Annotated in this window: 21 protein-coding genes; 6 read left to right on the forward strand and 15 right to left on the reverse strand. The window is 56.2% G+C overall.

The genetic code is table 11. The annotated features are described in order from the left end of the window. From AAF465_15640 to AAF465_15650, 3 genes are all read right to left on the reverse strand, one after another. Positions 1–787: fumarylacetoacetate hydrolase family protein (locus tag AAF465_15640; protein ID MEM7084161.1), on the reverse strand; the 787-nt coding region annotated here is incomplete at its 3' end. Between the two features lie 59 nt (positions 788–846). Further along, the gene (gene fghA / locus AAF465_15645; GenBank protein MEM7084162.1) at positions 847–1,713 is read right to left on the reverse strand and encodes an S-formylglutathione hydrolase; all 867 of its coding nucleotides are present in this window, start codon (positions 1,711–1,713) and stop codon (positions 847–849) included. A gap of 22 nt (positions 1,714–1,735) precedes the next feature. Then, positions 1,736–2,842: an S-(hydroxymethyl)glutathione dehydrogenase/class III alcohol dehydrogenase gene (locus AAF465_15650; protein ID MEM7084163.1), complete on the reverse strand. Its 1,107-nt coding sequence runs from the start codon at positions 2,840–2,842 to the stop codon at positions 1,736–1,738. Between the two features lie 258 nt (positions 2,843–3,100). On the opposite strand from AAF465_15650, the gene AAF465_15655 reads away from it, so the two are divergent. Both AAF465_15655 and AAF465_15660 read left to right on the forward strand, forming a co-directional pair. Continuing rightward, positions 3,101–5,728: a bifunctional aspartate kinase/diaminopimelate decarboxylase gene (locus AAF465_15655; GenBank protein MEM7084164.1), complete on the forward strand. Its 2,628-nt coding sequence runs from the start codon at positions 3,101–3,103 to the stop codon at positions 5,726–5,728. A gap of 133 nt (positions 5,729–5,861) precedes the next feature. Continuing rightward, the gene (locus tag AAF465_15660; protein MEM7084165.1) at positions 5,862–9,113 is read left to right on the forward strand and encodes a glycosyl hydrolase; all 3,252 of its coding nucleotides are present in this window, start codon (positions 5,862–5,864) and stop codon (positions 9,111–9,113) included. 68 nt (positions 9,114–9,181) lie between these two features. On the opposite strand, the gene AAF465_15665 is transcribed toward AAF465_15660, so the two are convergent. Next, entirely contained in the window at positions 9,182–9,898 is a 717-nt protein-coding gene (locus AAF465_15665) for a dienelactone hydrolase family protein (protein MEM7084166.1), read from the reverse strand. A 38-nt stretch (positions 9,899–9,936) separates the two neighbouring features. Between AAF465_15665 and arsN2 the strand changes: the two genes are divergently transcribed. Further along, a complete protein-coding gene (gene arsN2, locus AAF465_15670; protein ID MEM7084167.1) occupies positions 9,937–10,380 on the forward strand; it encodes an arsenic resistance N-acetyltransferase ArsN2 in 444 nt (147 codons plus the stop codon). A gap of 55 nt (positions 10,381–10,435) precedes the next feature. On the opposite strand, the gene AAF465_15675 is transcribed toward arsN2, so the two are convergent. From AAF465_15675 to AAF465_15710, 8 genes are all read right to left on the reverse strand, one after another. Further along, positions 10,436–12,127: a glutamine--tRNA ligase/YqeY domain fusion protein gene (locus AAF465_15675; GenBank protein ID MEM7084168.1), complete on the reverse strand. Its 1,692-nt coding sequence runs from the start codon at positions 12,125–12,127 to the stop codon at positions 10,436–10,438. A gap of 150 nt (positions 12,128–12,277) precedes the next feature. After that, positions 12,278–12,778 (reverse strand): transcription elongation factor GreB, encoded by a 501-nt coding sequence (greB, locus tag AAF465_15680; GenBank protein MEM7084169.1) that lies wholly within the window; start codon positions 12,776–12,778, stop codon positions 12,278–12,280. Positions 12,779–12,815: 37 nt separating this feature from the next. Continuing rightward, the gene (locus AAF465_15685; GenBank protein MEM7084170.1) at positions 12,816–13,208 is read right to left on the reverse strand and encodes a DUF1330 domain-containing protein; all 393 of its coding nucleotides are present in this window, start codon (positions 13,206–13,208) and stop codon (positions 12,816–12,818) included. Positions 13,209–13,817: 609 nt separating this feature from the next. After that, the gene (locus AAF465_15690) at positions 13,818–15,080 is read right to left on the reverse strand and encodes a cysteine desulfurase-like protein (protein MEM7084171.1); all 1,263 of its coding nucleotides are present in this window, start codon (positions 15,078–15,080) and stop codon (positions 13,818–13,820) included. 95 nt (positions 15,081–15,175) lie between these two features. Continuing rightward, positions 15,176–15,697 (reverse strand): histidine phosphatase family protein, encoded by a 522-nt coding sequence (locus AAF465_15695; GenBank protein ID MEM7084172.1) that lies wholly within the window; start codon positions 15,695–15,697, stop codon positions 15,176–15,178. A gap of 81 nt (positions 15,698–15,778) precedes the next feature. Next, complete coding sequence (locus AAF465_15700; GenBank protein ID MEM7084173.1) at positions 15,779–16,246, reverse strand: Dps family protein; 468 nt, start codon at positions 16,244–16,246, stop codon at positions 15,779–15,781. Between the two features lie 99 nt (positions 16,247–16,345). After that, complete coding sequence (rocF, locus tag AAF465_15705; protein ID MEM7084174.1) at positions 16,346–17,257, reverse strand: arginase; 912 nt, start codon at positions 17,255–17,257, stop codon at positions 16,346–16,348. A gap of 105 nt (positions 17,258–17,362) precedes the next feature. Further along, the gene (locus AAF465_15710) at positions 17,363–17,989 is read right to left on the reverse strand and encodes an OmpA family protein (GenBank protein MEM7084175.1); all 627 of its coding nucleotides are present in this window, start codon (positions 17,987–17,989) and stop codon (positions 17,363–17,365) included. Positions 17,990–18,318: 329 nt separating this feature from the next. On the opposite strand from AAF465_15710, the gene AAF465_15715 reads away from it, so the two are divergent. Continuing rightward, the gene (locus tag AAF465_15715) at positions 18,319–18,960 is read left to right on the forward strand and encodes a rhomboid family intramembrane serine protease (GenBank protein ID MEM7084176.1); all 642 of its coding nucleotides are present in this window, start codon (positions 18,319–18,321) and stop codon (positions 18,958–18,960) included. 65 nt (positions 18,961–19,025) lie between these two features. Here AAF465_15715 and AAF465_15720 read toward each other — a convergent pair whose 3' ends face one another. From AAF465_15720 to AAF465_15730, 3 genes are all read right to left on the reverse strand, one after another. Beyond that, on the reverse strand, positions 19,026–19,622 hold the full coding sequence (locus AAF465_15720; protein MEM7084177.1) for a hypothetical protein: 597 nt from the start codon (positions 19,620–19,622) through the stop codon (positions 19,026–19,028). Then, positions 19,619–20,383, reverse strand: a complete 765-nt coding sequence (locus tag AAF465_15725) for a BPSS1780 family membrane protein (GenBank protein MEM7084178.1) — start codon at positions 20,381–20,383, stop codon at positions 19,619–19,621. The genes AAF465_15720 and AAF465_15725 overlap by 4 nt, the downstream gene beginning before the upstream one ends. Before the next feature lie 142 nt (positions 20,384–20,525). After that, the gene (locus AAF465_15730; GenBank protein MEM7084179.1) at positions 20,526–20,666 is read right to left on the reverse strand and encodes a hypothetical protein; all 141 of its coding nucleotides are present in this window, start codon (positions 20,664–20,666) and stop codon (positions 20,526–20,528) included. A gap of 203 nt (positions 20,667–20,869) precedes the next feature. On the opposite strand from AAF465_15730, the gene AAF465_15735 reads away from it, so the two are divergent. Both AAF465_15735 and AAF465_15740 read left to right on the forward strand, forming a co-directional pair. Next, the gene (locus AAF465_15735; GenBank protein MEM7084180.1) at positions 20,870–23,575 is read left to right on the forward strand and encodes a serine/threonine-protein kinase; all 2,706 of its coding nucleotides are present in this window, start codon (positions 20,870–20,872) and stop codon (positions 23,573–23,575) included. Between the two features lie 285 nt (positions 23,576–23,860). Then, positions 23,861–24,446: hypothetical protein (locus AAF465_15740; GenBank protein MEM7084181.1), on the forward strand; the 586-nt coding region annotated here is incomplete at its 3' end.

Here is a 24,446-nt window from a genome sequence, read left to right on the forward strand (position 1 = left end):
CCGAACCGATAATTGCCCCGGCGCCGAGTCGACGCGTACGAGTCACGTGTTCGATCAGCTGCAAAAAATTGAACGTCATATCGACGCCACAGCGTGGTGCACCAAACTGTTCACCGTTGAGGTGCGTAGTAAGCGCCAAGTCAAGTGTGCCGTCTCGGTAGTGTTCACCGAGTTCGTCGGGCGTGACGGCTACAGGCGAGAACGCGGTCGAGGGCTTGGACTGATAAAAACCAAAACCTTTAGCGAGTTCGCCGGGTATCAATCCACGCAGCGACACGTCATTTAGAATCATAATGAGCTTAATGTGGTCGGCCGCCTGTCCCGCCCTGGTGGCCATGGGCACGTCGTCGGTGACGACCGCCGTTTCGGCCTCCATATCGATACCAAACTCGGTACTCGGCACCACGATGTCATCGTGAGGTCCCAAAAAGTCGTCCGAACCACCTTGATACACAAGCGGATCATGCCAAAAACTCTCGGGCATTTCCGCACCACGCGCCTTGCGCACCAATTCCACATGATTGACATAGGCGCTGCCATCCACCCAGTGATAGGCGCGGGGAAGTGGCGCGTGAGCAACCGCCGGATCAAAAGCGGTTGATGCCACCGCGTCGTTTTGCAGTTGCGTGAACAGCGCTTCGAGTTTGGGACTGGTACTCGCCCAATTATCGAGTGCAGCCTGCAAGGTAGGGGCGATATCGCCAGCGGGTGTCATGCGCGTCAGATCACGACTGACCACGACCAGCTGACCATCGCGCGTTGAATTATTAATCGTCGCAAGTTTCACAGTGTTTCCTTGAGTATCTTAAGTTTTAACAGGCACTCTGCGAAGAGTGGCCTTTCTGATCATGAGCGCGCGTTGAGATGGCGCACGTGAAAGCGAATGTGCTCTTCCATAAATGTGGCAATATGAAAATAACTGTGGTCGTAGCCCTCGCGCCGGTGGAGCGTCAGCGGATAGTCCACATCGCGACAGGCTGCCTCGAGTAATTCGGGTCGCAATTGTTCTTCGAGAAAACCGTCGGCCGCACCTTGATCGACCAACATGGGCAACGGATGCTCGGCTTGTCGTACTAATTCAACCGCGTCATACGATCGCCACGCATCGTGGTTGTCACCCAGATACAGGCCAAACGCCTTCCGTCCCCAGGGAACTTGACTGGGTGCCACAATCGGCGCAAACGCCGACACGCTCGCGTAGGGTTGCGCGTGACGCAGTGCCATTACCAGCGCACCGTGACCGCCCATCGAATGTCCCATGATGGCGCAACGCTCGCCGTCTATGGGGAAGTGAGAGCGAATCAAGGCCGGCAATTCCTCGCCCACATAGTCGAACATGCGGTAGTGATGATCCCAGGGCTGCTCCGTCGCATTAACGTAAAACCCGGCCCCATGTCCCACGTCCCAGGCCCCCTCCGCGTCGTCGGGCACATGATCGCCGCGCGGGCTGGTGTCTGGCGCCACAATGGCGACGTTGTGACGTGCGGCATACTGCTGCGCGCCGGCTTTTTGGACGAAGTTTTCATCTGTGCAGGTGAGCCCAGACAGCCAATACAGAACTGGCACCGATTGTGTGTCGGCCGCTGGCGGTAAATAGATAGAGAAATGCATGGTGCAATCCAAAACCGTCGAGGCGTGCGCAAAACGCTTTTGCACCCCACCAAATGAGCGGCTCGCACCGACTTGCGTTAAATTTTCAGGAAGTTGACTCACCCCATACCCTCAACGTCATCAATCAATATTCAATTACCGATCGGATACTCTCACCAGCGTGCATCAGATGAAACGCTTCATTAATCTCGCTGAGCGGCATTTTATGCGTGATCAATGAATCAATGTCGATCTTACCGTCCATGTACCAATCGACAATTTTAGGCACGTCGGTGCGTCCACGCGCGCCGCCAAAGGCGGTGCCGCGCCACACCCGGCCCGTCACCAGCTGAAAGGGTCGCGTCGCGATTTCCTGGCCAGCACCGGCCACACCAATGATCATCGATTCGCCCCAGCCTTTGTGGCAGCACTCGAGCGCCTGACGCATGGTGTTGACATTGCCAATGCACTCAAAGCTGTAATCCGCACCACCGCCCGTAATGTCGATCACCGCATCGACCACATTCTCAACATCCTTCGGATTGATAAAATGCGTCATACCAAACTGCTCGCCTAACGCTTCGCGTGCGGGATTAAGATCAACGCCAACGATCTTGTCCGCACCGATTAGCCTCGCACCTTGGATCACGTTGAGTCCGATTCCGCCCAGACCGAACACCACTACGTTGGAGCCCGGTTCGACCTTCGCATCGAACGCCACCGCACCGACACCAGTGGTGACGCCGCAGCCGATGTAGCACACCTTATCGAACGGTGCGTCCTCGCGAATTTTGGCGACCGCAATTTCCGGTAGCACTGTGTGATTGGAAAACGTGGAGCAACCCATGTAGTGCAAAATAGGCTCGCCATCGATGGAGAAGCGACTCGTGCCGTCGGGCATCACGCCCTGGCCTTGCGTGGCGCGAATGGCCTGACACAAGTTGGTTTTGGGGTGTAGACAATAATCGCACTCTCGACACTCCGGCGTGTAGAGCGGTATCACATGATCACCGACGTTAAGAGACGTCACACCCTCGCCGACCTCAATGACCACACCTGCACCCTCGTGCCCCAATATGGCCGGAAACGCCCCTTCTGGATCGTCGCCCGACAGCGTAAACGCGTCGGTATGGCAAACGCCCGTTGCCTTCAATTCGATCAGCACCTCGCCGGCCTGAGGCCCTTGAAGATCCACATCAAGAATCTCAAGCGGTTTGCCCGCCGCCAATGCCACAGCCGCTTTGGTTTTCATATGCTTCCCCTCTAAAAAGCAGGTCCGAAAGTGTAACGAACTTAACCTAGTCACGAAAGCGAGGATGTTTGTCCTCGCCAATCTGCGGTCGACGTGCGGTACCCCCGCATATAAACGAACGAAACTATTGACCTGCTCCTTTAATTTCGCTGTACTGCGGGCTGCTTTTGCGCAGTGCAAAAACGCCATCGAAATCGATTGGCCGCTCAACTGTCTGCACACATTACTCGGCCCACATCGCGACATGAGTATCCCGTTATGAGTTCCACCTCTACTACGTCACCCGCCGCGCCGTTTCCTTCTCCACAATCGCTCGGCGCGCCGGCCGATATCGCGAGCTCAAATTGGGTGGTTTGCAAATTTGGCGGGACCAGCGTCAGTTCGCGTGAAAACTGGATGCACATCGTTCGCTGTCTCAACGCACGGCATCTTGAAGGACTCAATACGTTCGTTGTTCACTCCGCATTTGCCGGCGTGTCGGACGCACTCGAATCGATAGCGCGACACCCCGATAATGCCCAGTCTCAAGCGGCGCATCTTATTGAGCTGCATACGGAGCATGCCCGCACTCTGGCGGTCGATGCGACGCTGATCGATCAGGAAGTCGGTGAATTGCGTGCGCTTGCCCAGCGATTTGCAGAGGGCGTGGCCGCCCCCGCAGAAACCGCAACGTTGATGGGATTAGGCGAGCGCATGAGCACGCGACTGGGGTGCGCCTTTCTAGCCGATCAGGGCATCGAAACCATTCGACTGGATGCGCGCGACTGGCTGACCACACTGCCCGGACCGAACGCCTCCACGCGATCACCCTGGTTGTCCGCTGTGTGTGATGACAAACCCGATCAAGCGCTTCAATCGCACATCAAGGCGCACCGCTGCGTTGTCACACAAGGTTTTATCGCTCGCGGACCGGATGGAGAGGATGCGTTACTGGGTCGCGGCGGCTCGGACACGTCCGCGGCCTATTTTGCGGCCAAATTGGGTGCGCAGCGGCTGGAAATATGGACTGACGTCCCCGGCATGTTTAGCGCCGATCCACGAATTGTGCCGTCGGCGCGCACGCTTAAGAGTCTGCACTACGATGAGGCTCAGGAACTCGCCGCGATGGGCAGTTCCGTACTCCATCCGCATACACTCACGCCACCCGCACGCTATGGCATCCCGGTGTTCGTTCGCAGCACCACTCAACCTGAGCTCGAAGGCAGCTGCATTGCCGCGCATCCGCCAGGCGCGCACGCCGCGGTTAAAGGTATTGCGTTTCGACGCGACTTAACGCTGATTTCGATGGCCAACCCAGCCATGTGGCAACAAGCCGGCTTTCTCGCGAAGGCCTTTGCGGTGTTTGATGCGTTTGGTGTCTCTATCGACCTAGTGTCGACGTCTGAGAGCACGGTGACCGTATCGTTAGACCCATTGTCCGCCGCCGAACAACGCACGCTCGAACCGCTCGTCGCGTCATTGCGCGCGCTGTGTAAGGTGACCGTGATCGAGGATTGCGCGTCGGTGAGCCTGGTCGGACGCAATATCCGTACGATGCTGCATCGGCTCGCGCCGGCGATGACGGTGTTTGCCGAACACAAGATTCACCTTCTGTCGCAGGCAGCGAACGATCTTAATTTCACGGTGGTTGTCGATGCCGAACAAGGCACACGGCTCACCCATAAATTGCATGACGCGATTATTCAGCAAGACACTGAGCACGACACATTTGGTCAATCGTGGGAGCGCCTTAACCAATCGCCCGCCGCCGCCCCGGCATTACATTGGTGGGTGACGCACCGCGACGCTTTGCTCAATTTGATGCAGGATCGCGACTGCGCGTTTGTGTATCACGCCGACACCATTCGCGAACGGGTCGGTTCGATGAAACACCTCGGCGCACTGGACAATGTGCTGTACGCCATGAAAGCGAACCCAAACGAACAGGTACTCGAGACCATTTACGAGGCGGGCATGAGTTTTGAGTGTGTCTCGCCTGGCGAACTTAAGCGCCTGTTCAAATTGTTCCCAGCCATCGATCGCCAGCACATTCTCTATACCCCCAATTTTGCGCCGCGAGACGACTATCGATTCGGCCTCAACAGCGGCGTTCGCGTGACGCTCGACAATTTGTTTCCCTTGCGACATTGGGGCGAGGACTTTCGGGGACGCGACGTCTTTGTCCGCCTCGATCCCGGCCACGGTAAGGGCCATCACGAACTCGTACGTACCGCGGGCGCACAATCCAAATTCGGCATACCGCTGTTTGAACTCGAGGAACTTCAGACACTCGCCAAACAGTTCGACGTGCGCATTAAGGGCATTCACGCCCATAGCGGTAGCGGCATCATGGAAAGCGGCAACTGGCGCCAAGTGGGTCGCGTGCTCTCTGCGGCCGCAGCGCGATTTCCGGAGGTTGAGATCATCGATCTGGGCGGCGGGCTGGGTATCCCTGAAAAACCCGGTGACCCACCCCTGGACATGGTCAACGTGGACCGCGCGCTCACGACGCTTCGCGAAGAATACAGCGATTATCGGTTCTGGATGGAGCCGGGTCGCTTTATCGTGGCCGAAGCCGGCGCGTTACTCGCTCGTGTCACGCAAACCAAAGGCAAAGGGGATGTGCAATACGTGGGGGTCGCCACGGGCATGAATTCGTTGATACGACCCGCGCTCTATGGCGCCTACCACCCAATCGTCAACCTATCGCGCCTAGCGGACACGCCCAGTGAGCGCTACACCGTGGTGGGTCCCAACTGCGAAACCGGGGATCGCCTGGGACTCGATCGTGCGCTGCCATCTTGCCAAACAGGCGATGTACTGCTCATCGCCAACGCCGGCGCGTACGGTTATGCGATGAGTTCGCGCTACAACCTCCGCGAACCGGCCCAAGAGTTTCTACTCTGACAGACTCCACCTCGCGCCGGAGCCGGCGTCGGTCAACACCCCTCAGGTTGCGATAAGCCGACACCTAGATGCGTTACAACGTCGTCAATATCTGGCAGGATGCTCGTTTGTTCTGTTCATCTTTGGGGGCATCATGAACCGCTTTGTACTATCCCTCTTCGGGGCGTTGCTCTGCGCAGCCGCACTCGCTAACGACACCACACCCGGCCTCAATGACGAGACCTTTGCTGGCCTTGAGCTGCGGGGCATCGGCCCTGCCTTCATGTCAGGACGTATTGCTGACATCGCCATTGACCCGACCAACACGAGCACGCGCTACATCGCCGTGGGCAGTGGCGGCGTGTGGAAAACCACCAACGCCGGCGTAACCTGGGAGTCGATATTTGACGGCCAAGGCGCCTACAGCATCGGCGCGATCACGATCGATCCCAATCATCCGCAGACTATCTGGGTGGGAACCGGCGAAAACGTCAGTGGTCGCCATGTCGGTTATGGCGACGGTATCTACGTCAGTCATGATGGTGGTGGCAGTTGGGAAAACATGGGCCTCGAAAAATCGGAGCACATCGGCATGATTCGCGTTGACCCGCGCGATTCGGACACTGTTTTTGTCGCCGCGCAGGGACCGCTGTGGTCATCTGGCGGCGAGCGAGGGCTCTACAAAACCACCGATGGCGGCGAAAACTGGACGCGTGTACTCAAGGGCAATCAGTGGACCGGTGCCGGCGAAGTACATATGCATCCGGACAACCCGGATATTCTGTATGCCACGACGTGGCAGCGTCTGCGTACCGTGGCGGCTTTAATGAACGGCGGACCCGACACCGGCATTCATAAATCAACCGACGGCGGTGAAACCTGGACCGAGTTAACCAACGGCTTACCTTCGGGTGACATGGGTAAGATCGGTCTGGCCATTTCGCCGATGCAGCCCGATGTCATCTACGCCACGATCGAAATCGGTGACCGCAAAGGTGGGGTCTATCGCTCGGACAACGGCGGCGCGAGCTTCACGAAACAAAGCGACTACATTTCCAGTGGTACCGGTCCACACTACTATCAAGAATTGTTCGCTAGCCCGCATAAGTTTGATCAGCTCTATCATATGGACGTGTTTCTCCATATTTCCGACGACGGCGGTAAGACATTTGTCCGCACAAAATACAACGACAAACACGTTGATCATCATGCCATCGCGTTCTTGCCGGACGATCCCGATTATTTGTTGGTGGGCACTGACGGCGGTTTGTACGAATCGTTCGACAGCGGTAACAAGTGGCGCTTTACAGGCAACTTACCGCTCACGCAGTTTTACAAAGTCGCCATCGATTTTGATTTGCCGTTTTATAATGTCTACGGCGGCACGCAGGACAACAACAGTCAGGGCGGGCCATCCCGCACAGACAATTGGACCGGAATATTGAATTCCGACTGGTTTGTCACGCTGGGTGGGGATGGCCACCAGTCGGCCGTTGACCCAACCAACCCCGACATCGTGTATGCCCAATGGCAGCAGGGCAACCTGACCCGCTACGACCGCAAAACGGGTGAAACGGTGTACATCAAACCGCAACCCGGCCCCGGCGAACCGTCCGAACGTTTCAACTGGGACGCCCCCATTCTGATCAGCCCGCATGATCCCGCCGTGCTGTATTTTGGCAGTTCGCGCGTGTGGCGCTCACCGGATCGCGGTGACAGTTGGCAAGCGATTAGCGGCGATCTGACACGCGACGTCGATCGACTCAGAGAACCGATGATGGGTCGTCAGTGGAACGATAAGGCCGCCTGGGATCTGTACGCCATGTCGATGTACAGCACCGTCACATCACTTTCCGAGTCGCCGCTTGAGCCCAACCTGCTCTATGCCGGCACAGATGATGGACTCATCCAGATCAGCGAGAACGGCGGTGAATCCTGGCGTGAGATCGACAGCCTGCCCGGTGTTGCCGACTACTTCTTTGTCAATGACATCAAAGCCGACCTGCATGACAAAGACACGGTGTACGTGGCCGTCGACCAGCATAAGAACGGCGACTTTGCCCCGTACTTGTATAAGAGCACTAACCGCGGACGCAGTTGGCGCAGCATTACCGCCAATCTGCCCGAACGCCACCTCGTTTGGCGCATCGTGCAAGATCATGTCGACCCGGAGCTGCTGTTTGTGGGCACTGAGTTTGGCGTGTTCTTTACCCTCGACGGTGGAAAGCGCTGGGTCAAACTGACCGGTAACGCACCAACGATCTCGTTCCGCGATCTGGTGATACAACCTCGCGAAAACGATCTGGTTGGCGCAACGTTCGGGCGCGGCTTTTACATTTTCGACGATTACAGCGTACTGAGACACATTGACCCCGATACACTCGAGACCGAGGCGCAGTTGTTCCCGGTACGCAAAACACCTTGGTATGTGCCCAAGAGCACGATCGGTTGCGATCAGCCAGGCTGTCGCGCGAGCCGTGGTGGCAGCCTGTTTGTGGCGCCAAACCCCGACTTTGGAGCAATCCTGACCTATTACCTGCCTGAAGCACTGCAAACACGTCAGGCCAAACGGCATGCGGATGACAAGAAGCTCGCCGCCGATGGCGATGATACGGTGTTCCCCTCCTTCGACGCGTTACACGAGGAAGAATCGGAGAGTGAGCCCGCCGTGGTGCTTCTGATCAAAGACGCCAATGGCAATTTAGTGCGGCAAGTCACTGGCCCCACGGGTGCAGGTTTTCATCGCGTCGCCTGGGATTTGCGCTATCCCTCTAAGGCGTCGTGGGAGCCACCTGAAGACCCGACGCCATGGAATTCGCCGCCTACCGGCCCATGGGCGGAACCTGGCACGTACAGCGTAACGTTCGCAACGCGTGTGAACGGTGAACTGACGGTCACCGATCAGGTGCATGAGTTTGAGGTCGCGCCAATTCGCGAACCGACGTTAACCGGCGCCACGCAAGGAGAGCGCTTAGCGTTCAATCGTCAGACCGAAGAACTACGACGTCAGGTGACCATCACATCAGAACGCGTCGGCGCTGCGCTCGAGCAGCTTAAGTCGGCGGCCGGCACACTGCGCCGGTTCAATGCCGATCCTTCGCTCTTGACTGAAGCTGAGCGTCTAGCACGTGAGTTGGGGAATCAGGCCCGCTTGATCAACGGTGACAGCAATGCCTCTCGCTATAACTCTGCGGAGTTTGTGTCTATTTGGCAGCGTGTGTTTGTGGCGGGATCCGGTGTGGACAATACCTACGGCCCGACCGAGACGATGCGCATGAGCCTGAACATCGCAAACGACAAATTAGCTGAGGTGCGCGCGGTGACGACACCGCTGCTTGAATCAGAACTGCCTGCGCTAATGGAACGCCTCGATGCAGCGGGCGTACCTTGGACTAAGGGTCGATAGCAGACGAGTCGACACGATCATCGTTCGAAGAACCGGCGGGCTCGCCTGCCGGTTCTTCGGGCAGTCATTTAAAAGCTCTCGGACAATAACTGCTCAAGACTCGACCACGAACGACGCTGCGCCAGTTCGTTATATTGCAAACCGCGCTCGGGCGCGTTTGCACCGGGCACAGCAAACGAATGGTAGGCAAAACCATAGCGATGTAGCTGCCAGTCCGCCTCACGCGCGGTCAGCTCTCGCTGTACTGCGGTGACGGCCTCATCCGGCACGAGGGGATCGGCGTCGCCATGAAGAATAAGCACTTTTGCATTGATCGGCGCGCTGAGCATGCGGGGTGGCGGAGTTAAGGCCCCATGAAAACTCGCCACTGCGCGCACGTCATCTCGAGAGCGAGCGACATCCAGCGCACAAAGCCCACCAAAGCAATAACCGATGACCGCCATTTTCAGACCATCAACATTGGGCTGGTTTGCAATAAAATCGATGCTAGCCGATAGGCGTGTGCGCAGAGACTCCCGGTCCTCTTTCAGGGCGTCCATTTTTACCCTACCCTGCGCAAAATCGGTTGTCGCAAAGCCTTCGCCATAGACATCAAGCGCCACGCCCACGTAGCCCATCCGCGCCAACGCACGTGCCCGGTCTAACACAAACTCGTTGCGGCCCAAAATGGTGCCGCACACCATAACCACCGGCTGCTCACCGTTTTGTTCGTCATCCCAAAACATTACGGGTCGGAAGGTTAGGCCGTCCTGCTCGAACACAAGGGTATCCTGGGTTAACGCCATCGATTTTCTCCAAATTGTGTGTCGACTATACTCACGCTATGAATGTTCAAACCTCGCCGGACGCCAACGCCGTCAAAGCCCTCCTCCAACAGGTTAACTTGCCGACTGAGGATATTACGCCGACCTTAACCGAGTCATTTATCGGTCACTACGACGGGCTTACTCTTATCGGTGTGGTTGGGTACGAACCGCTTGGCAACGTGGGATTGCTACGATCACTGGCCGTTCACCCCACCGCTCGTCGAGGCGGACTGGGGGCGAAATTAGTCGCCGCGATCGAAGCACTCGCCGCAGCTCAAGGTGTGAACACCCTCTATCTCCTGACCACCGATGCGGAGGCTTACTTTGCACACCACGGATTTGCACGCGTCGAGCGCGAGCAGGCGCCGGTCATTGTGCAGAAGACTGAACAATTTTCTTCTCTCTGCCCAGGCTCAGCCACGGTCATGCGCAAGTCTCTTGATGAGTCGGACACGCCTTAGCGACAAACCGATAAGGTGGTGCCATTTAACCCGCACGCACGTCGTTCAATAGACGCTAGCTGTTGGCTTTCTCGAGCGCCTGTTTTTCCATTTTGGCCCAACTGTCTCGGAGTGTGACGACACGGTTGAACACCAAGGCATCCGTCGCACTTGTTGTATCGGCCGCAAAATAGCCTGTTCGCTCAAACTGATACGCCTGACCAGGCTCAGCCCGGGTTAGGGAGGGTTCAACTTGACCTTCCAGCACTGTCAACGAATCGGGATTAACCGTGCTCAACCAGTTTTCGCAACTGCCAGGCGATGCTTCCGTAAAAAGTCGATCATAAAGATTAATGGTCGCCGGCACGCTATGGGCAGCACTCACCCAGTGGATGGTTCCTTTCACCTTGCGTTCCGAGGTACCAGTGCCGCTGCGCGTGTCTTCGTCAACCGTACAATGCAGTTCAATCACAATGCCCTCATCGTCCTTGATCACGTCGACGCAGTCGATCACATAGGCAAACCGTAGACGCACAGCGCCGCCGGGTTTTAAACGGAAAAACTTACGCGGCGCCTCTTCCATAAAATCGTCTTGTTCGATGTAGAGCGTGCGTCCAAATGGCATTTCGCGCTTGCCCATCGAATCATCGCTCGGATGATTGACGGCAGGCAGTGATTCGGTGCGATCTTCGGGGTAATTCAGCAACGTTACTTTGAGCGGCCGGATCACCGCCATCGCTCGCGGCGCGCTAACATTGAACGTGTCGCGCACCGCTGATTCGAGCGCTCCCATTTCAATGAGGTTGTTCTTCTTGGTAACACCAATGCGTCGACAGAATTCGCGAATGGCTTCCGGCGCATAGCCTCGACGTCGCATACCGGCGATCGTTGGCATCCGCGGATCGTCCCAGCCTGTGACCACACCGCTTTCCACCAATTCATTGAGTTTGCGCTTGCTCGTAATTGTGTAGGCCAAATTAAGTCTGGAAAATTCAATCTGCTGAGGCCGTGTGGGAATGTCCACATGATCCAGCAGCCAGTCGTAAAGCGGTCGATGATCTTCAAACTCGAGGGTGCACAGAGAATGGGTAATGCCCTCAAACGCGTCGGACAATCCGTGGGCGAAGTCATACATCGGGTAAATACACCACGTGTCACCCGTGCGCTGATGACGCACGCGACGTATTCGGTACAGCGCGGGATCGCGCATGTTGATGTTAGGCGAAGCCATATCTATTTTTGCGCGCAGCACATGCGCACCGTCGTCAAATTCGCCCGACCGCATGCCGCGAAACAGCGCCAAGTTTTCGTCTACGCTGCGTGTGCGATAAGGACTGTCTTTCCCCGGCTCGGTCAGCGTGCCGCGATACGTTCGAATATCTTCCGCACTGAGTGAGTCGACATAGGCAAGTCCTTTCTCGATCAGCGCTTCGGCCGCCGCGTATAATTTGTCAAAATAGTCGGAGGCATGCGTCAAGCGATCGTTCCACTCAAACCCTAACCACGCCACATCCCGCTTGATGGCCTCGACGTATTCTTCGTCCTCTTTCGCAGGATTTGTGTCATCGAAACGCAGAAACGTCTGACCACCAAACTCTGCCGCCACACCAAAATTCAGACAAATGGACTTGGCATGTCCAACATGTAGATAGCCGTTCGGCTCGGGCGGAAACCGGGTCACTACTGTACCGCCATGTTTGCCCTGGGCCACATCACTACTGATGATCTGCCGGATAAAATCGTTCGAATCGGGTGCGTCGTCGGTCATGCCGTTTTACCTCTGGGCCGTGCGGATGCCCGGCCTCCTTTTCTCGCGCGCAGTTTAACAAAACCCCATGCGCCCGGATACGGGTCAGACTGCAAGAGGCGCATGGTCCAATCGCGTCGTAAACCGGTCACGCTTGTGCGACGGCGGCGATCAGCCAGGCCCCGAGTACGAGACACGACTGATCACATACTCTCGCTCTCTATCGCCGATGGTCAGTCGGAAATCATCATCAACGCGTTTTCCGAGCAATTGCCTCGCCATGGGCGAGTCGATACTGATAAAACCACGTTTTGCGTCGGTTTCGTCCGCCCCGACCAGACGGTAGACAACCACCTCGCCGTCTTCTTTTTCAAGCGTGACCCATGCGCCAAAGTACACTTCGCGGCGTTCCGCACCCTGCGGCACGACCTTGAGATTGGGCAGCCTTTTTTGCAGGAAGCGAATACGACGATCAATGCCGCCAAGCTCTTTCTTGCGATAAATGTACTCCGCGTTTTCAGAGCGGTCACCCTCGGCCGCTGCCGCGGCCAGCGCTTTGACCACGTCACTGCGACGCTGCCATAACGATTTTAGTTCAGCCTGCAATGCCTCGAAGCCCTCGGGGGTAATGTAGACCGAGGACGGCGGGAGCGGCGGGCGCCATCGACCCATCGCTAGTCTCGTTCCACGGAGTGCGTCGACCGACCGCTCACGCCGAACCCCGCGTCGCAATCAGTCGGGAGTCCGCCAGTGCCGCTGTGCGGTGGTGAACAATGGCCTGATAGGCGTCGCTCATCACCATCGATAAAAACGCCCCATAGTGGGGGTAGCGAACGATCAGCACGTCATCCCAGGATTCACCATCCGGCGCGATGAGCATGCCGGCGACACCACCGGAATGCATCACTTGCCCCCCCACACTCGCCAACAACGGTTGCGTATGTCGACCGTAATCCGCATACGCCTCACGTCCGGTACGACTGGAGTCGTCCTCGGCCTGCTCGCGAAAACGCAATAAATTGATCATCACTACCGGTGAATCCGGATCAAGTGCCTCTCGTGCTGCGCCCAAGGCGCCTGGTCGCGGGTGAATCGAACTCATGGTGTTCTCCGATTGAATAGTACTTGCTGTGTGAGGCTCACGCGATCGCCACGGTTTGGCGCTTACTCCATCGCTGGCGATGCGAAGCGCCTCTCGTCCGAGGTTTTAGCGAAACGGTTGTTCATGAGTGTCGAATCCTATTACAGTTTCGTTGCAAAACGCACGACCCAACGTTAAAAAGCCCTAAACGTCGGGCTTTTAGAATCTGGCCCGGTTATTGCAAACGCTGACAGTAAGCACGATTCATGAGTGACCAACCGGCGAAGACGCGAGACGGCATTATGTCGTGATAAAAATAAGCGTCGCGCTCAGGGGCTACGCCTCCAGGCGCAGTCGATAAAAAAGGGGGAACGTCGATCCAGGTCCGATAGGAGGCGGGATTAACGCAACGATTTTGGGGGCAACAAGAATGTGTCCGGCGAATAAATAAAAATCATACCGCGACACACACGCAGTAACGGCCCGACTCAGCAGTGAGTCGGGTTTTTTTCTCCCTCAGCCAACCGGTTCGGCAACGTCACCTCACGCCAGTCGCCGGCACGGGCCCACCCGCCATTCGAGCGCCCGTTTAAAGCGTGCGTCGGTTCATTGCCGCCTATCGACCGTCGACTAATGGAGTGCGTCAATGGCGGCGAGTGTGCGCGCGACTTCGTCCGCCGTGTTGTAGTGTACTGGACCGACGCGCACCACCCCACCGCTGTCTCGCAGACCCAGCGCATCCACAACTTCGAGGGCGTAGTTGTGGCCGCTCCAGACAAACACACCTTGCTGCGCGAGTTGTTCGGCAATCGTTTGTGGCGTGTGCTTTGCGCTGGTAAACGAGACGGTTGGCACGCGTCGTGCCATCGCATCGGGTGACGTGATGCCTTGCACAGTGATGCCATTAATCGAGTGCAAGCCATTCACCAATTGTTCGGCGAGTGTCGATTCGTATGCGAATAGCGCGTCCATTGCTGCATGAACATGCAAACGCCGCCCGGAAAAGCTTGGATACTGTGCAAAATAGTCCGTTGCATCCGCGCCAATTGAGGCCAGGTAATCAACCGCAGCGGCGGTTCCGGCCATTCCTTCATGACTCTGAGTGCCCGATTCGAAATTACCGGGTGAACGATCAGAAGCGGGCCGCACTTTGTAGGCGCTCAGTTGATCGAGCATCGCCTGGCGGCCATACAAAATCCCCTGATGGGGACCAAAGAACTTGTACGCTGAGCACGCCAGAAAATCACAGCCAATCGACTGCACGTCGGTTGATACGTGGGGCACCGATTGCACCGCATCGATATACGTCCAAGCACCCGCCTCACGCGCCAAACGACACAGAGTCGTTACATCGTTGAGCGTTCCCAATAAATTACTCGCCCCGCCGACACAAAGAAGTCGGGTACGCTCGGTCAACAGCTCCGCAGCCAGCGCCAAATCAAATTCAAAGGTCTCGTGGTTGAACGGTAGCCAGTTCACTTTGACGCCACGATCTTGGGCCATCAGTACCCAGGGTTGAACGTTGGCATCATGATCCATACGACTGAGCAGAATGTCATCACCCTCATTGAGATGCAGCGCGATGGAACGAGACACATGCAGCGTCAGCGTTGTCATGTTTTGTCCAAAGATAATCTCATGGGGTGATGCGGCGTTCAGTAAGTCGGCCATCGCCGCATGGGCATCGTCCACCACCGCGTCAGCTCCTTTGGACGTCGTAAAGTAACCACCGAGGTTGGCATTGTGACGGAGCAGACAATCGCTCATTCGATCCACCACTCGCTGCGGAACTTGCGTGCCGGCCGGATTATCAAAATACACGCGCGGTTTGCCGCTGTCGGTCTCGGCAAGAGCGGGAAATTGCGCCCGTATGGCGTCTACGTCATAAGTCATATCGATACTCTATTAGCGGATGTCGGGGCGGGTAGCGGCGTGCCGCCATTCAGCGACTTCAACGCGATAGGTCGCGCGGGCGCCGCGTAACGGTATCATCGATACCAGTCATTATCGGGGTCTGGTTCGCGGACCCGAAGCATTTTGGGTGTCACGAGCGTGGTGAGTTCAGCGCAGCCATCGGTGACGGCACGCCAGTGATCAACATCGCACGCGAGCCGAGCAAACCCGGCCGTTGGCAGATTGTCTAGGCCAGCGCCTGCCAGATCGTTGCACAGATCCGTAAAGGCCGGATTGTGGCCGACGATCAGCACCGTGTTGTGTCGATCGGGTATGTCCCGAATGAAACCAAGCGCATCGCGTGCATCGAACGTGTAAAGACGATCGGTTGTAACCAGTCGATCGCTGTCCATCGACGCCTCCTGCATAACGATTCGAATCGTCTGATGAGCCCGCTCCGCGGTGCTCGAATAAATGGCGTCAAACCGTATCGACAACGCATCGCTGAGCAGTTGGCTATCCCGTTCACCCCGCCGTTTGAGCGGGCGCTCATGATCGATCAGAGGCCGCTGGCTCCAACTTGATTTGGCGTGTCGCAAAAGGCATAAAATCTTCATACGTCGAGTATAACTCAGCGGCCCGCACCGACGTGCAGGCCGTTGATAATGTGTCATTAACGCGCCAAAAACAACGCGCGACTACAGCATGGAGCGGAGCATCCACGCGGTTTTTTCATGTACCCGCATTCGGTCACCCACCAACGCCGCCGTCGATTCATCGTCACCGTCCTGAGCAAGCTTGAGCGCTGCCCGCAATGTTCGAACCACGGTCTCATTGCTATCGGTTAGGATCGAAATCATGTGCGTCGCGTCTGGCACACCCTCCACTTCTTTAATCTTTGCTCGTCGAGCGAATTCGGTGTACGTGCCGGGGGCAACGTGCCCCAACGTGCGTATGCGCTCAGCCAAGTCGTCAACCGCCGTCGCCAGCTCGGTGTACTGCTCTTCGAACATGAGGTGAAGTTCTCGAAACTGCGGGCCCATCACGTTCCAATGAAAATTGTGCGTTTGTAAATACAGGGTATAGGTATCCGCGAGCACGTTACTGAGCGCCTCAGACATGCTTTGGCGGTGCTCATCGGTGAGGCCAATATTGACACGGTTCATGGTACTGCTCCTGTTAATGGTGACGAATGTCGCCAGGATACGGGCAGTCTATTAATCGTTCAAATCGTTTAAATTTACTGAATTAATAGTTTTTATCTATCACAAGATACTGCGCCCAAATGCGCTTTGAATGAGCATCACGGCCCGCTCAGCTGAAACATTGGCCTGATCGAGAAACGGATTGAGTTCAACCACTTCCAGCGACGTCATGCGCCCCGATTCCGCACAATATTCAAGCAGTTGGTGCGCCTCACGAAAACTCACCCCACCCGGCACCAACGTGCCAGAACCCGGAATAACCGACGGATCGCAGCCGTCCACGTCAAAACTGACGTGAAACCCCGCCGTGCCCGATGTGACGACCTCAATGGACCGGGCGCAGACTTCGCGCATACCCAGATCGTCAATGTCACGCATCGTGAATGTGGTGATTCCCGAATCACGAATGATGGCGCGCTCGCCATCATCAATGTCCCGAATACCAATAAGAACCACGTTCTCAGGTTTTATGGCCGGATGGCGATCCAAAATGGTGGACAGATCTTTGTCGCCGCGACCGAGCAGGTGCGCCAGCGGCATGCCATGCACATTGCCACTCGGCGACGAGGCCGGGATGTTCATGTCACCATGCGCATCAAACCAAATCAGACCAATATCGTCGCCAGCGTCGGCGAAATGTGCGGACACACCTGAAACGGTTCCCATGGCAATCGAGTGATCACCGCCGATAACCAGCGGCGTCTTTCCGGTGTCCAGAGTGTCCTTCACCGTGGCCGCCAGTGTCGTGCAGACCGCCAAAATTTCATGCTTGAAACGGGCCGACGTATTTTCCGGTGCCCGTGTCTCCATCGCAGGTACCGGAATATCCTCTTCTACCAACACGTCGTAGCCAAGCTGTCGAAGGCTCTGTCCAAGACCAGCGATGCGCACCGCAGACGGTCCCGCATCCGTCCCGCGTCGCGACGCCCCAAGATCCAGTGGCACACCGATTATTTGAATGGGTTTACGCATAAAAAAGCGCCCTCACAGTCAAGTCGAATTACAAGAGTGTAATCGATTGGCGCTGAGGGCGCTTAGACCGGTAGTGAACCACCGGCAACGGATGCGGTTGGGGTGTTAGCCCATCACATAGTCGATCACCAACGCGACGCGGCGATTGGCGGCACCGGTGTTGCCTGTGGCGCCCGGCGTCACTTGGCGTTCGGTGTCCTCGCCATAGCTCACAGCGCGCACCTTATCCGCCGATAAACCACTGCTGATCAGGTAGCTTCGAACGGCCTTGGCGCGTTCCATTCCCAACCACTTATTGTAGTCCGCCGGTCCCGACGGATCGGTAAATCCTTCAACGGTGATCAACACGTTCGGGTGAAAGTCAGCGATGGTATTGCTGAACTCGCGAAGCGCGTCTTTATCCTGCTCGCGTAACGACGCGTCGTTGACGTCAAAATGTGCCGTCATATCGACGCGAACACGCCCCTGCAGCATCGCGATCTGTGCATCGTAGTTCGCAAAGGCACTCTGCAGATTATCGGTGATCTGATTCATCTGGTATTCCATTTGCTGGAGCTGGGTACGCAGGTCTTCGTTCGCCGAGTTTAGCCGCCCATCTTCAGCAGCCAGTTGGGCATCGGCGTCGCGTAGGTCCGCCACGGTTCGGTCAAATTCGGCTCTTTTGACGAGTGATCCGCAGGCCGATAACGCCACGATTGACGTCAATATCATTACCAGTTTGATGGCACGCATAGTGGTTTCCTCAAAATATTAAAGACGCTGTGCTCAAAGACTTGGCATCCCGGCACGCGAGGCAGAATGACACGAGGGACGGCGGATGAAAAATGACGCCAATTTGCGACACTTTTTCCATAATTTGTCTACTTATCAATCAATTTCCGGGTTTTTTGGTCTTTTTAATGTCGTGCTTTTACACCAAAATGCACTCCGGACACCGGCGCTGTTGGATTGAGACGGTGAATTTGCAATTTTTGACGATCCCGACGGTCGAAAACGCGTGTCGGCACCGACATGCCCATGACGCCATTGACTCCTGACGCCTAACCCCCATATCTATCCCTATGCAGACACCCCGTCCTTCCGGCCACCCCCTATTCGATTTGGTTAGCCCAGCGGTGTTTTATTTGCTGATCGCCAACTTTTTGGCCTTCATGTACCGCTCTGCCGATCCCAGCATCATCTGGCACTTGGGTCTGTGGCCGCTGGCTGAAGACGGCGGATTTAGCCGATTTAAGTACTGGCAACTCCTGAGTCATGGTTTTCTGCACGCCAACAGCACTCATCTGATGTTCAACATGTTCGCGCTATGGATGTTTGGTACGCCGCTCGAACGACTCTGGGGCACACGACCCTTTTTGCACTTTTATTTCGTATGCTTGTTCGGCGCCGCGCTGCTGCAACTTTATGTGGGCTCACCTACCGCCCCAACGGTCGGTGCTTCAGGCGCGGTGTTTGGGCTGCTGATGGGATTCGGCATGATGTATCCCAACCAAAAAATCATGCTCATTTTTTTCCCGGTGCCAATCGCCGCCAAATACTTTGTCGTCATTTATGGCGCGCTTGAGCTCACGCTGGGGGTCACGAATACCAACTCGGGTATCGCCCATTTTGCGCATCTGGGCGGCATGCTCTTTGGTTTACTGCTGATTTTTTATTGGCGCGGCTGGCTTCCAGTCAAACCCTCTCGCCAACTCATGCGCTAAGCGTCGTCCAACGAGGCAGCGCAATCTTCAGATATCGGAAGTGAGCCGGCAGAACGCGCCGCGCTCTATTTGAGACGGCGCACCTTCATCGCCCAGCGTTCGCCATCGATGTGCAATTTGTACGAACTGAAAATGCCGCGAGAAATGGTGGCGGCCACAGGCAAGGCCGGGATGCGGCGACGCGAAGAATCGATCTGCTTCCAGACTTCGCCGTTGTCAAAATAAAAGTACCAATCGCCTCGCGCGTTGCGCTTGGTTTTTTCGAGCATAACCCGAATCGATTGTTTTTGATTTTCGTTACGGCCGAACGTTTCGACATTCTCCGTCTTCTTTTCTGCGGATCCAGTGGCGGTTGCTGCGGGCTGCGCTGTCGCGACCGGCACACCGGTGGACACATCAACCGTCGCTGTGTCAGCCGCGGCAGGCGCCTCGACGCTGTCAACGGATGGCGTCAGGGGCGTCGATGCGGTCATTTGTTCGGCCAGGCCATCGTAGCAGGCGAGTCGCGCCGCATCGGGCACGCGTTCGGCGCACAACGCGAGCTGCTCTTTTAAGGAGGGCTGCTCATGGTCGACCGCCAGCACCTCACCCGCCGTGCCCACGCCAGCCAAGGCCACAAGGGGCAGCCAGCGCCGTGCGATTGTCCTCGCTTTGCTCGTCATTTAAATCCTACTTGCTCGTGTGTAAAGACATCTCGATACGAAGTGTACGACGAAATGATCATCACTGGGTATATCACCAGCACACCCAAAAAGAGGGGCACCATGCCGATTAGAAACAACGCGAACAACGCCATGGCGAGCAGCGTCATCGGCAACGCATTGCGCAAACACGCCGAAAAGCTCAATCCCATGGCCTGCCACAACGGCACGTCATGCAGGGCAATCAGAACCAATCCAAACCACTTTGCCATCACCATTGGCAACATCAGTAGCATCGTGGCCATCACACGGCGCGGATGCTCAGACAAGATTGCCATCACCGCCGCCAGATCGGCCGATGGATCAAGCTGCGAAAGCAGAGACCCCAACATCAGCACGACGATCACATAAGTAACTGATAAATATAACAGTGCAAGCGCAACCAGCTTCTGCGGACGGTCGAAAGCCACCGCAAGATAATGAGTGGAATAGTCCTCGCCAATTTCCTGTGCGGCACAGCCAAGCGCAATGCCGCCCAAAATCACCGTGCTGATCAAGGTATAAAGGAGTCCGCCTACCAAGGGAATAAAGCTGAACAGAATATACAGTCCGATCAGTGACAAACCGGTCAATAGCCAGGCAATCGGGTAGTGTCGAAACAACGAAAATGCCTCGCCAATCCACATTAGCCCACGGATCGGTCCCACGGTTCGGGGTCGTCGCAATAGGACTTCGCCCTCTTTCGCTTCCGATTCAGTAGGTGGATTTGGCGCGATATTCACGATTCTTTCCTGTGCATGGCGCCATGCTAACGTGTCAGCAAAGCCGAATAAAGAACGCGCCGTGTGCCACTCGTATTCGTCGTCAGCGCTTTCCGCGCGGAACCCACCCACTCGGAATGAGTTCCCGCGGAACAAAACGTGGCTAGCCTAGCTGAGAGCCGATAACCGCACCAACCAGCGCGCCCAAAAAGGCCGCGGCAGCCGGTATGACCACTGGCCCTCCCGCGCCATCGACGCCATCGTTGTCTTTTCGATTTTGATTGTTCGTATCACCATTTGGCATGTTGTCCCCCTTATGCTGCGATGTGATGGTTTGCGAATCATCATCTTACCCTTGTCCATGCGACATTACGGACGAAATTACGTCATTTCCTGGCTACTGCGACGCGGCAATCCGCGCGTTGCCGATTCGTCGAACCGTCATGAACGAGGCGGTGTACGGCCGTTTTCAAGTGCTACCATGCTTCTTTTGCCTCATCAGCGCCTATGGACAAGAAAACCGATGCCATCAGCACCGAACGCTGGGCTCGAATCCAGAGCGTATTTGACGCCGCGATGGATCTCTCGCCCGGCGAGCGCACCGCCTATGTGGCCACAGAATGCGAAGGGGACGACGCCCTGCGCAATCAAATCGAGGCCCTCATGCTCGCCGCCAACACTGATGAAGACGTGGTCGGCGATCTTCTCCAGTCGGCGGCGTTCAGCCTGTTTGATGATTCGTCGCGACTGGGCACCACGATCGGTCCCTTCAAGCTTATTCGCGCAATTGGTGAAGGCGGCATGGGCGTGGTGTTTTTAGCCCAGCGCGATGACCATGAATTCGTGCAGGACGTGGCCATCAAGGTATTGCACAAAGGCATCGTAAGCGAAGACACACAACAGCGCTTTCTCGCCGAACGCCAGATTCTGGCCGATCTGAACCACCCCAATATCGCGCGACTACTAGATGGCGGCCAAACAGAAGACGGCCTGCCCTACATCGTGATGGAGCACATCGATGGAGAGCCACTGGTTGATTACTGCAACCATCACAATCTGCCTCTGCGCGCCCGTCTGGCGCTGTTTCAGCAAGTCTGCTCCGCGGTAGCCGAAGCCCATCGAAGCCTCATTGTTCACCGCGACATTAAATCCAATAACATTTTAGTGGGCTCTGACGGTACGCCAAAACTACTCGACTTTGGCATTGCTAAAGTACTGCGTAACCAGCTAGGTGAATTGGACCTCGCCAAAACGCATTTTCACGATCGACTGCTAACACCGGACAGCGCCAGTCCCGAACAGATCACAGGCGAGACCATCACCACAGCCACCGATATCTATTCGCTCGGCATTTTGCTGTATGAGTTACTTGCCGGGTGTCGACCGTTCCGCTTGGCGGACAGTACCGTCGGTGAAATGGAACGCACGATCTGCCATGAGTTACCGATGCCACCCAGCGAAGCGCTCGGCCAGATTCTCGACGAGAGCAAAGCCGAATGGGCGGTTGTGGCATCACGACGTGGAACGACCCCAAATCGCCTCGCAGCGCGGTTACGAGGTGAACTCGACTCGATTGTGCTCATGGCGATTAAAAAGGAGCCACGTCGCCGCTATTTGTCCGCAAAAGATTTTTCAGACGACATTTCCCGCTATCTCGACGGCGAGCCTGTGAAGGCAATTCGTGATTCGCGTGGCTATCGCGCCATGAAGTTTATTTCCCGCAACCGTCTCGCGGTCAGCGTCGCCACCGCATTTGTCACCGCCATCAGCGCCTTCGCGGTGACCAACTATATCCAGTCAAAGGAGATTGCGGCCCAGGCAGTCGACCTGGCGGCTCAGGCACGCGATATGGCAATCCAAAACCAAAACATGGAAGACACGCTGGGTTTCCTTGGCAACGTTTTCATCGCTGCAAGCCCCGAAGGGTTGCAAAAACGGGAGCCTTCGGCCCTCGATATTTTAAACTTTGCCGAACAAAAAACCGCCGATGAGCTATCTGGCCGACCCGCCATTATCGGGCGCCTACTCCAAACGATTGGCAGTGGCTACCTGGGGCAGGAGCAAAACACCAAAGCGCTGGAGCTCTATGAAGAATCGCTAAACCTTATCACCGCTTCGTACGGTCCAGATCATCCGGTGACCGCGGGCATTCTCCACGATCTTGGCCGGTATCATTGGACGAGAAACTGGGACGTGGCCGCCGATTACTATGTCAGAGCGCTAGCCATCTTGGAACGTGAGGAGTCGATCGAGCAATTTGGTGTGGCGCCCGAACACCAGCGATTCGCACTGCAACGCCTGCTGCGAGACATGGCCGAGCTCGAGATTGCGCGCGGACTTTGGGACAAATCACAGTCCTACATCGACGAGGCGTTGGCGATCTCCAGGCAGTTAACGCCCTCAACACGCACTAGCACCGAAATTGGCCACAATCTCATCATCCTGGGCGCGGTGCATCTTCGCCGTGGAAACCTTGATCGCAGTGATCGTTACTACGCGTTAGCGCTGGCGGAATTTAAGGGCACTTATGGTCCGACGCACACGTTGGTTGCAGAGGCCCTCAATGAAATGGCGTTATCAAAACATGCGCAAGGAAAGCTCGAGGAAGCGGAAGGCCTGTACAAAGAAGTGGTCAGCACACTCGCATCGGTGTTCGACGAAAACGATTCGCGACTGCTTCCAGCCAAGGCTGATTTGGGTCGCTTCTTAAGCGCTCAAGGCAAACACCAACAAGCCCAGCAGTTGCTCATCGACGTGACAGAAGGTCTACGACAACGGGGGGATTCCTACGAGTTAGCCTTTAATCTGGTGCAGCTCGCTGTCGCTACGACCCGTTTAGCACAGTACGATCGGGCCGAACGCATGCTCGATGAGGCCCTTTCTATCTACGCCGACACCATTGAACCGGCACACTTGTTTATCGGTGAAGCGTTCCGACAATACGGAAATCTTCGCCTACAGCAGGAACGCTACCGAGATGCGGTCGTTTACTTTGACGACGCGCTCGCCATTTTGCTGCCTCAGCTCGGTGAGAACCATTGGCAGACCGCGGTTACGATGAGTGAAAAAGCGGAGGCACTGATTCATCTTAATGAACGGGACCAGGCGCACGTGTTACTGCAGACCGCCGCCCCCCTGCTCGCGAGTCTGCTGGGTGAGGGACATCGCTTGTCACAAGAAGCGCAGGCACGCTTGTTGCGCCTCGCACCCTGACAACGCTTACTCTTTGACCAACAACACGACATAACGGCGTCTGGGCGGCGATCTTGCTGCGCGAAGTTCTTCATTAAATACAGCGCTAACACTCGCGTTGCGTCGATCGATTGTGACTCTTTGTTACGCGCAACTGTCGAATACTTTAACTATCAGTCACTGGTGTTTTTCATAAGCAGACGGTCTTTTTTGCTAAGCCTTTGACCAGCATGAGCGAGCACCATTGTGGCCTGTTTCTTGCTTTGTACTCGTGCAATTCCGTCAAGTTCAAAGGAACCAACTAAAATGAAAAGAATAGTGACACAGTTATGTACAATCGCTCTGCTTTGCGCCAGCTCGGCTGTGGCATCCGCATCGATTGTCTACAACTACGACCGCAGCGCGGGGGTGTTTGGGGGCAACAGTGGTTTGTCCTACAACGGTGTATCCGCAAGCTACAACACGCACAGCGACGAATTTACGTTTTCTGTGGATTACAATGGCACTGCAGCCGAAGGCGGCTGGTTGGTGATTAGCCCGGGGCCAAACCCGAAGAACTCGATCACCGAGCTTGGGATCGCTTACTTTGAGGCGTCCACAGGTCGCACGTGGGTGTACGGCACTGCAGCAGCAGTCCTCGGGTCGAACGCGCTTTCGACGCGTATTGTTTGCCACGTCTTTCAATACCATTATCCACGACCGTCACGCACACGCTCACCACCTCGTTTCATCCTCACCATCCCAGACGGAGACCCCCTGATCGAGGGCCGACACGCACCAGAACCGAGAGAAGCCACCGACGCAGAGGCAATGTCGCGCCAAACCACGGTCGTTTCGTGCGGGAGCACCGACCGAAAAGCCTTTTCCTTCAGAAGAAAAGAGCCAAACGGAA

It is taken from the genome of Pseudomonadota bacterium, from assembly GCA_039028935.1.
Classification (GTDB): Bacteria; Pseudomonadota; Gammaproteobacteria; order Steroidobacterales; family SZUA-146; genus SZUA-146.

Bases quoted from the DNA above. Each gene is read 5' to 3' on its own strand.
- AAF465_15650 (MEM7084163.1), bottom strand. From the start codon at position 2,842: ATGAAAACCAAAGCGGCTGTGGCATTGGCGGCGGGCAAACCGCTTGAG.
- AAF465_15655 (MEM7084164.1), top strand. From the start codon at position 3,101: ATGAGTTCCACCTCTACTACGTCACCCGCCGCGCCGTTTCCTTCTCCA.
- AAF465_15660 (MEM7084165.1), top strand. From the start codon at position 5,862: ATGAACCGCTTTGTACTATCCCTCTTCGGGGCGTTGCTCTGCGCAGCC.
- AAF465_15665 (MEM7084166.1), bottom strand. From the start codon at position 9,898: ATGGCGTTAACCCAGGATACCCTTGTGTTCGAGCAGGACGGCCTAACC.
- arsN2 (MEM7084167.1), top strand. From the start codon at position 9,937: ATGAATGTTCAAACCTCGCCGGACGCCAACGCCGTCAAAGCCCTCCTC.
- AAF465_15675 (MEM7084168.1), bottom strand. From the start codon at position 12,127: ATGACCGACGACGCACCCGATTCGAACGATTTTATCCGGCAGATCATC.
- greB (MEM7084169.1), bottom strand. From the start codon at position 12,778: ATGGGTCGATGGCGCCCGCCGCTCCCGCCGTCCTCGGTCTACATTACC.
- AAF465_15685 (MEM7084170.1), bottom strand. From the start codon at position 13,208: ATGAGTTCGATTCACCCGCGACCAGGCGCCTTGGGCGCAGCACGAGAG.
- AAF465_15690 (MEM7084171.1), bottom strand. From the start codon at position 15,080: ATGACTTATGACGTAGACGCCATACGGGCGCAATTTCCCGCTCTTGCC.
- AAF465_15695 (MEM7084172.1), bottom strand. From the start codon at position 15,697: ATGAAGATTTTATGCCTTTTGCGACACGCCAAATCAAGTTGGAGCCAG.
- AAF465_15700 (MEM7084173.1), bottom strand. From the start codon at position 16,246: ATGAACCGTGTCAATATTGGCCTCACCGATGAGCACCGCCAAAGCATG.
- rocF (MEM7084174.1), bottom strand. From the start codon at position 17,257: ATGCGTAAACCCATTCAAATAATCGGTGTGCCACTGGATCTTGGGGCG.
- AAF465_15710 (MEM7084175.1), bottom strand. From the start codon at position 17,989: ATGCGTGCCATCAAACTGGTAATGATATTGACGTCAATCGTGGCGTTA.
- AAF465_15715 (MEM7084176.1), top strand. From the start codon at position 18,319: ATGCAGACACCCCGTCCTTCCGGCCACCCCCTATTCGATTTGGTTAGC.
- AAF465_15720 (MEM7084177.1), bottom strand. From the start codon at position 19,622: ATGACGAGCAAAGCGAGGACAATCGCACGGCGCTGGCTGCCCCTTGTG.
- AAF465_15730 (MEM7084179.1), bottom strand. From the start codon at position 20,666: ATGCCAAATGGTGATACGAACAATCAAAATCGAAAAGACAACGATGGC.
- AAF465_15735 (MEM7084180.1), top strand. From the start codon at position 20,870: ATGGACAAGAAAACCGATGCCATCAGCACCGAACGCTGGGCTCGAATC.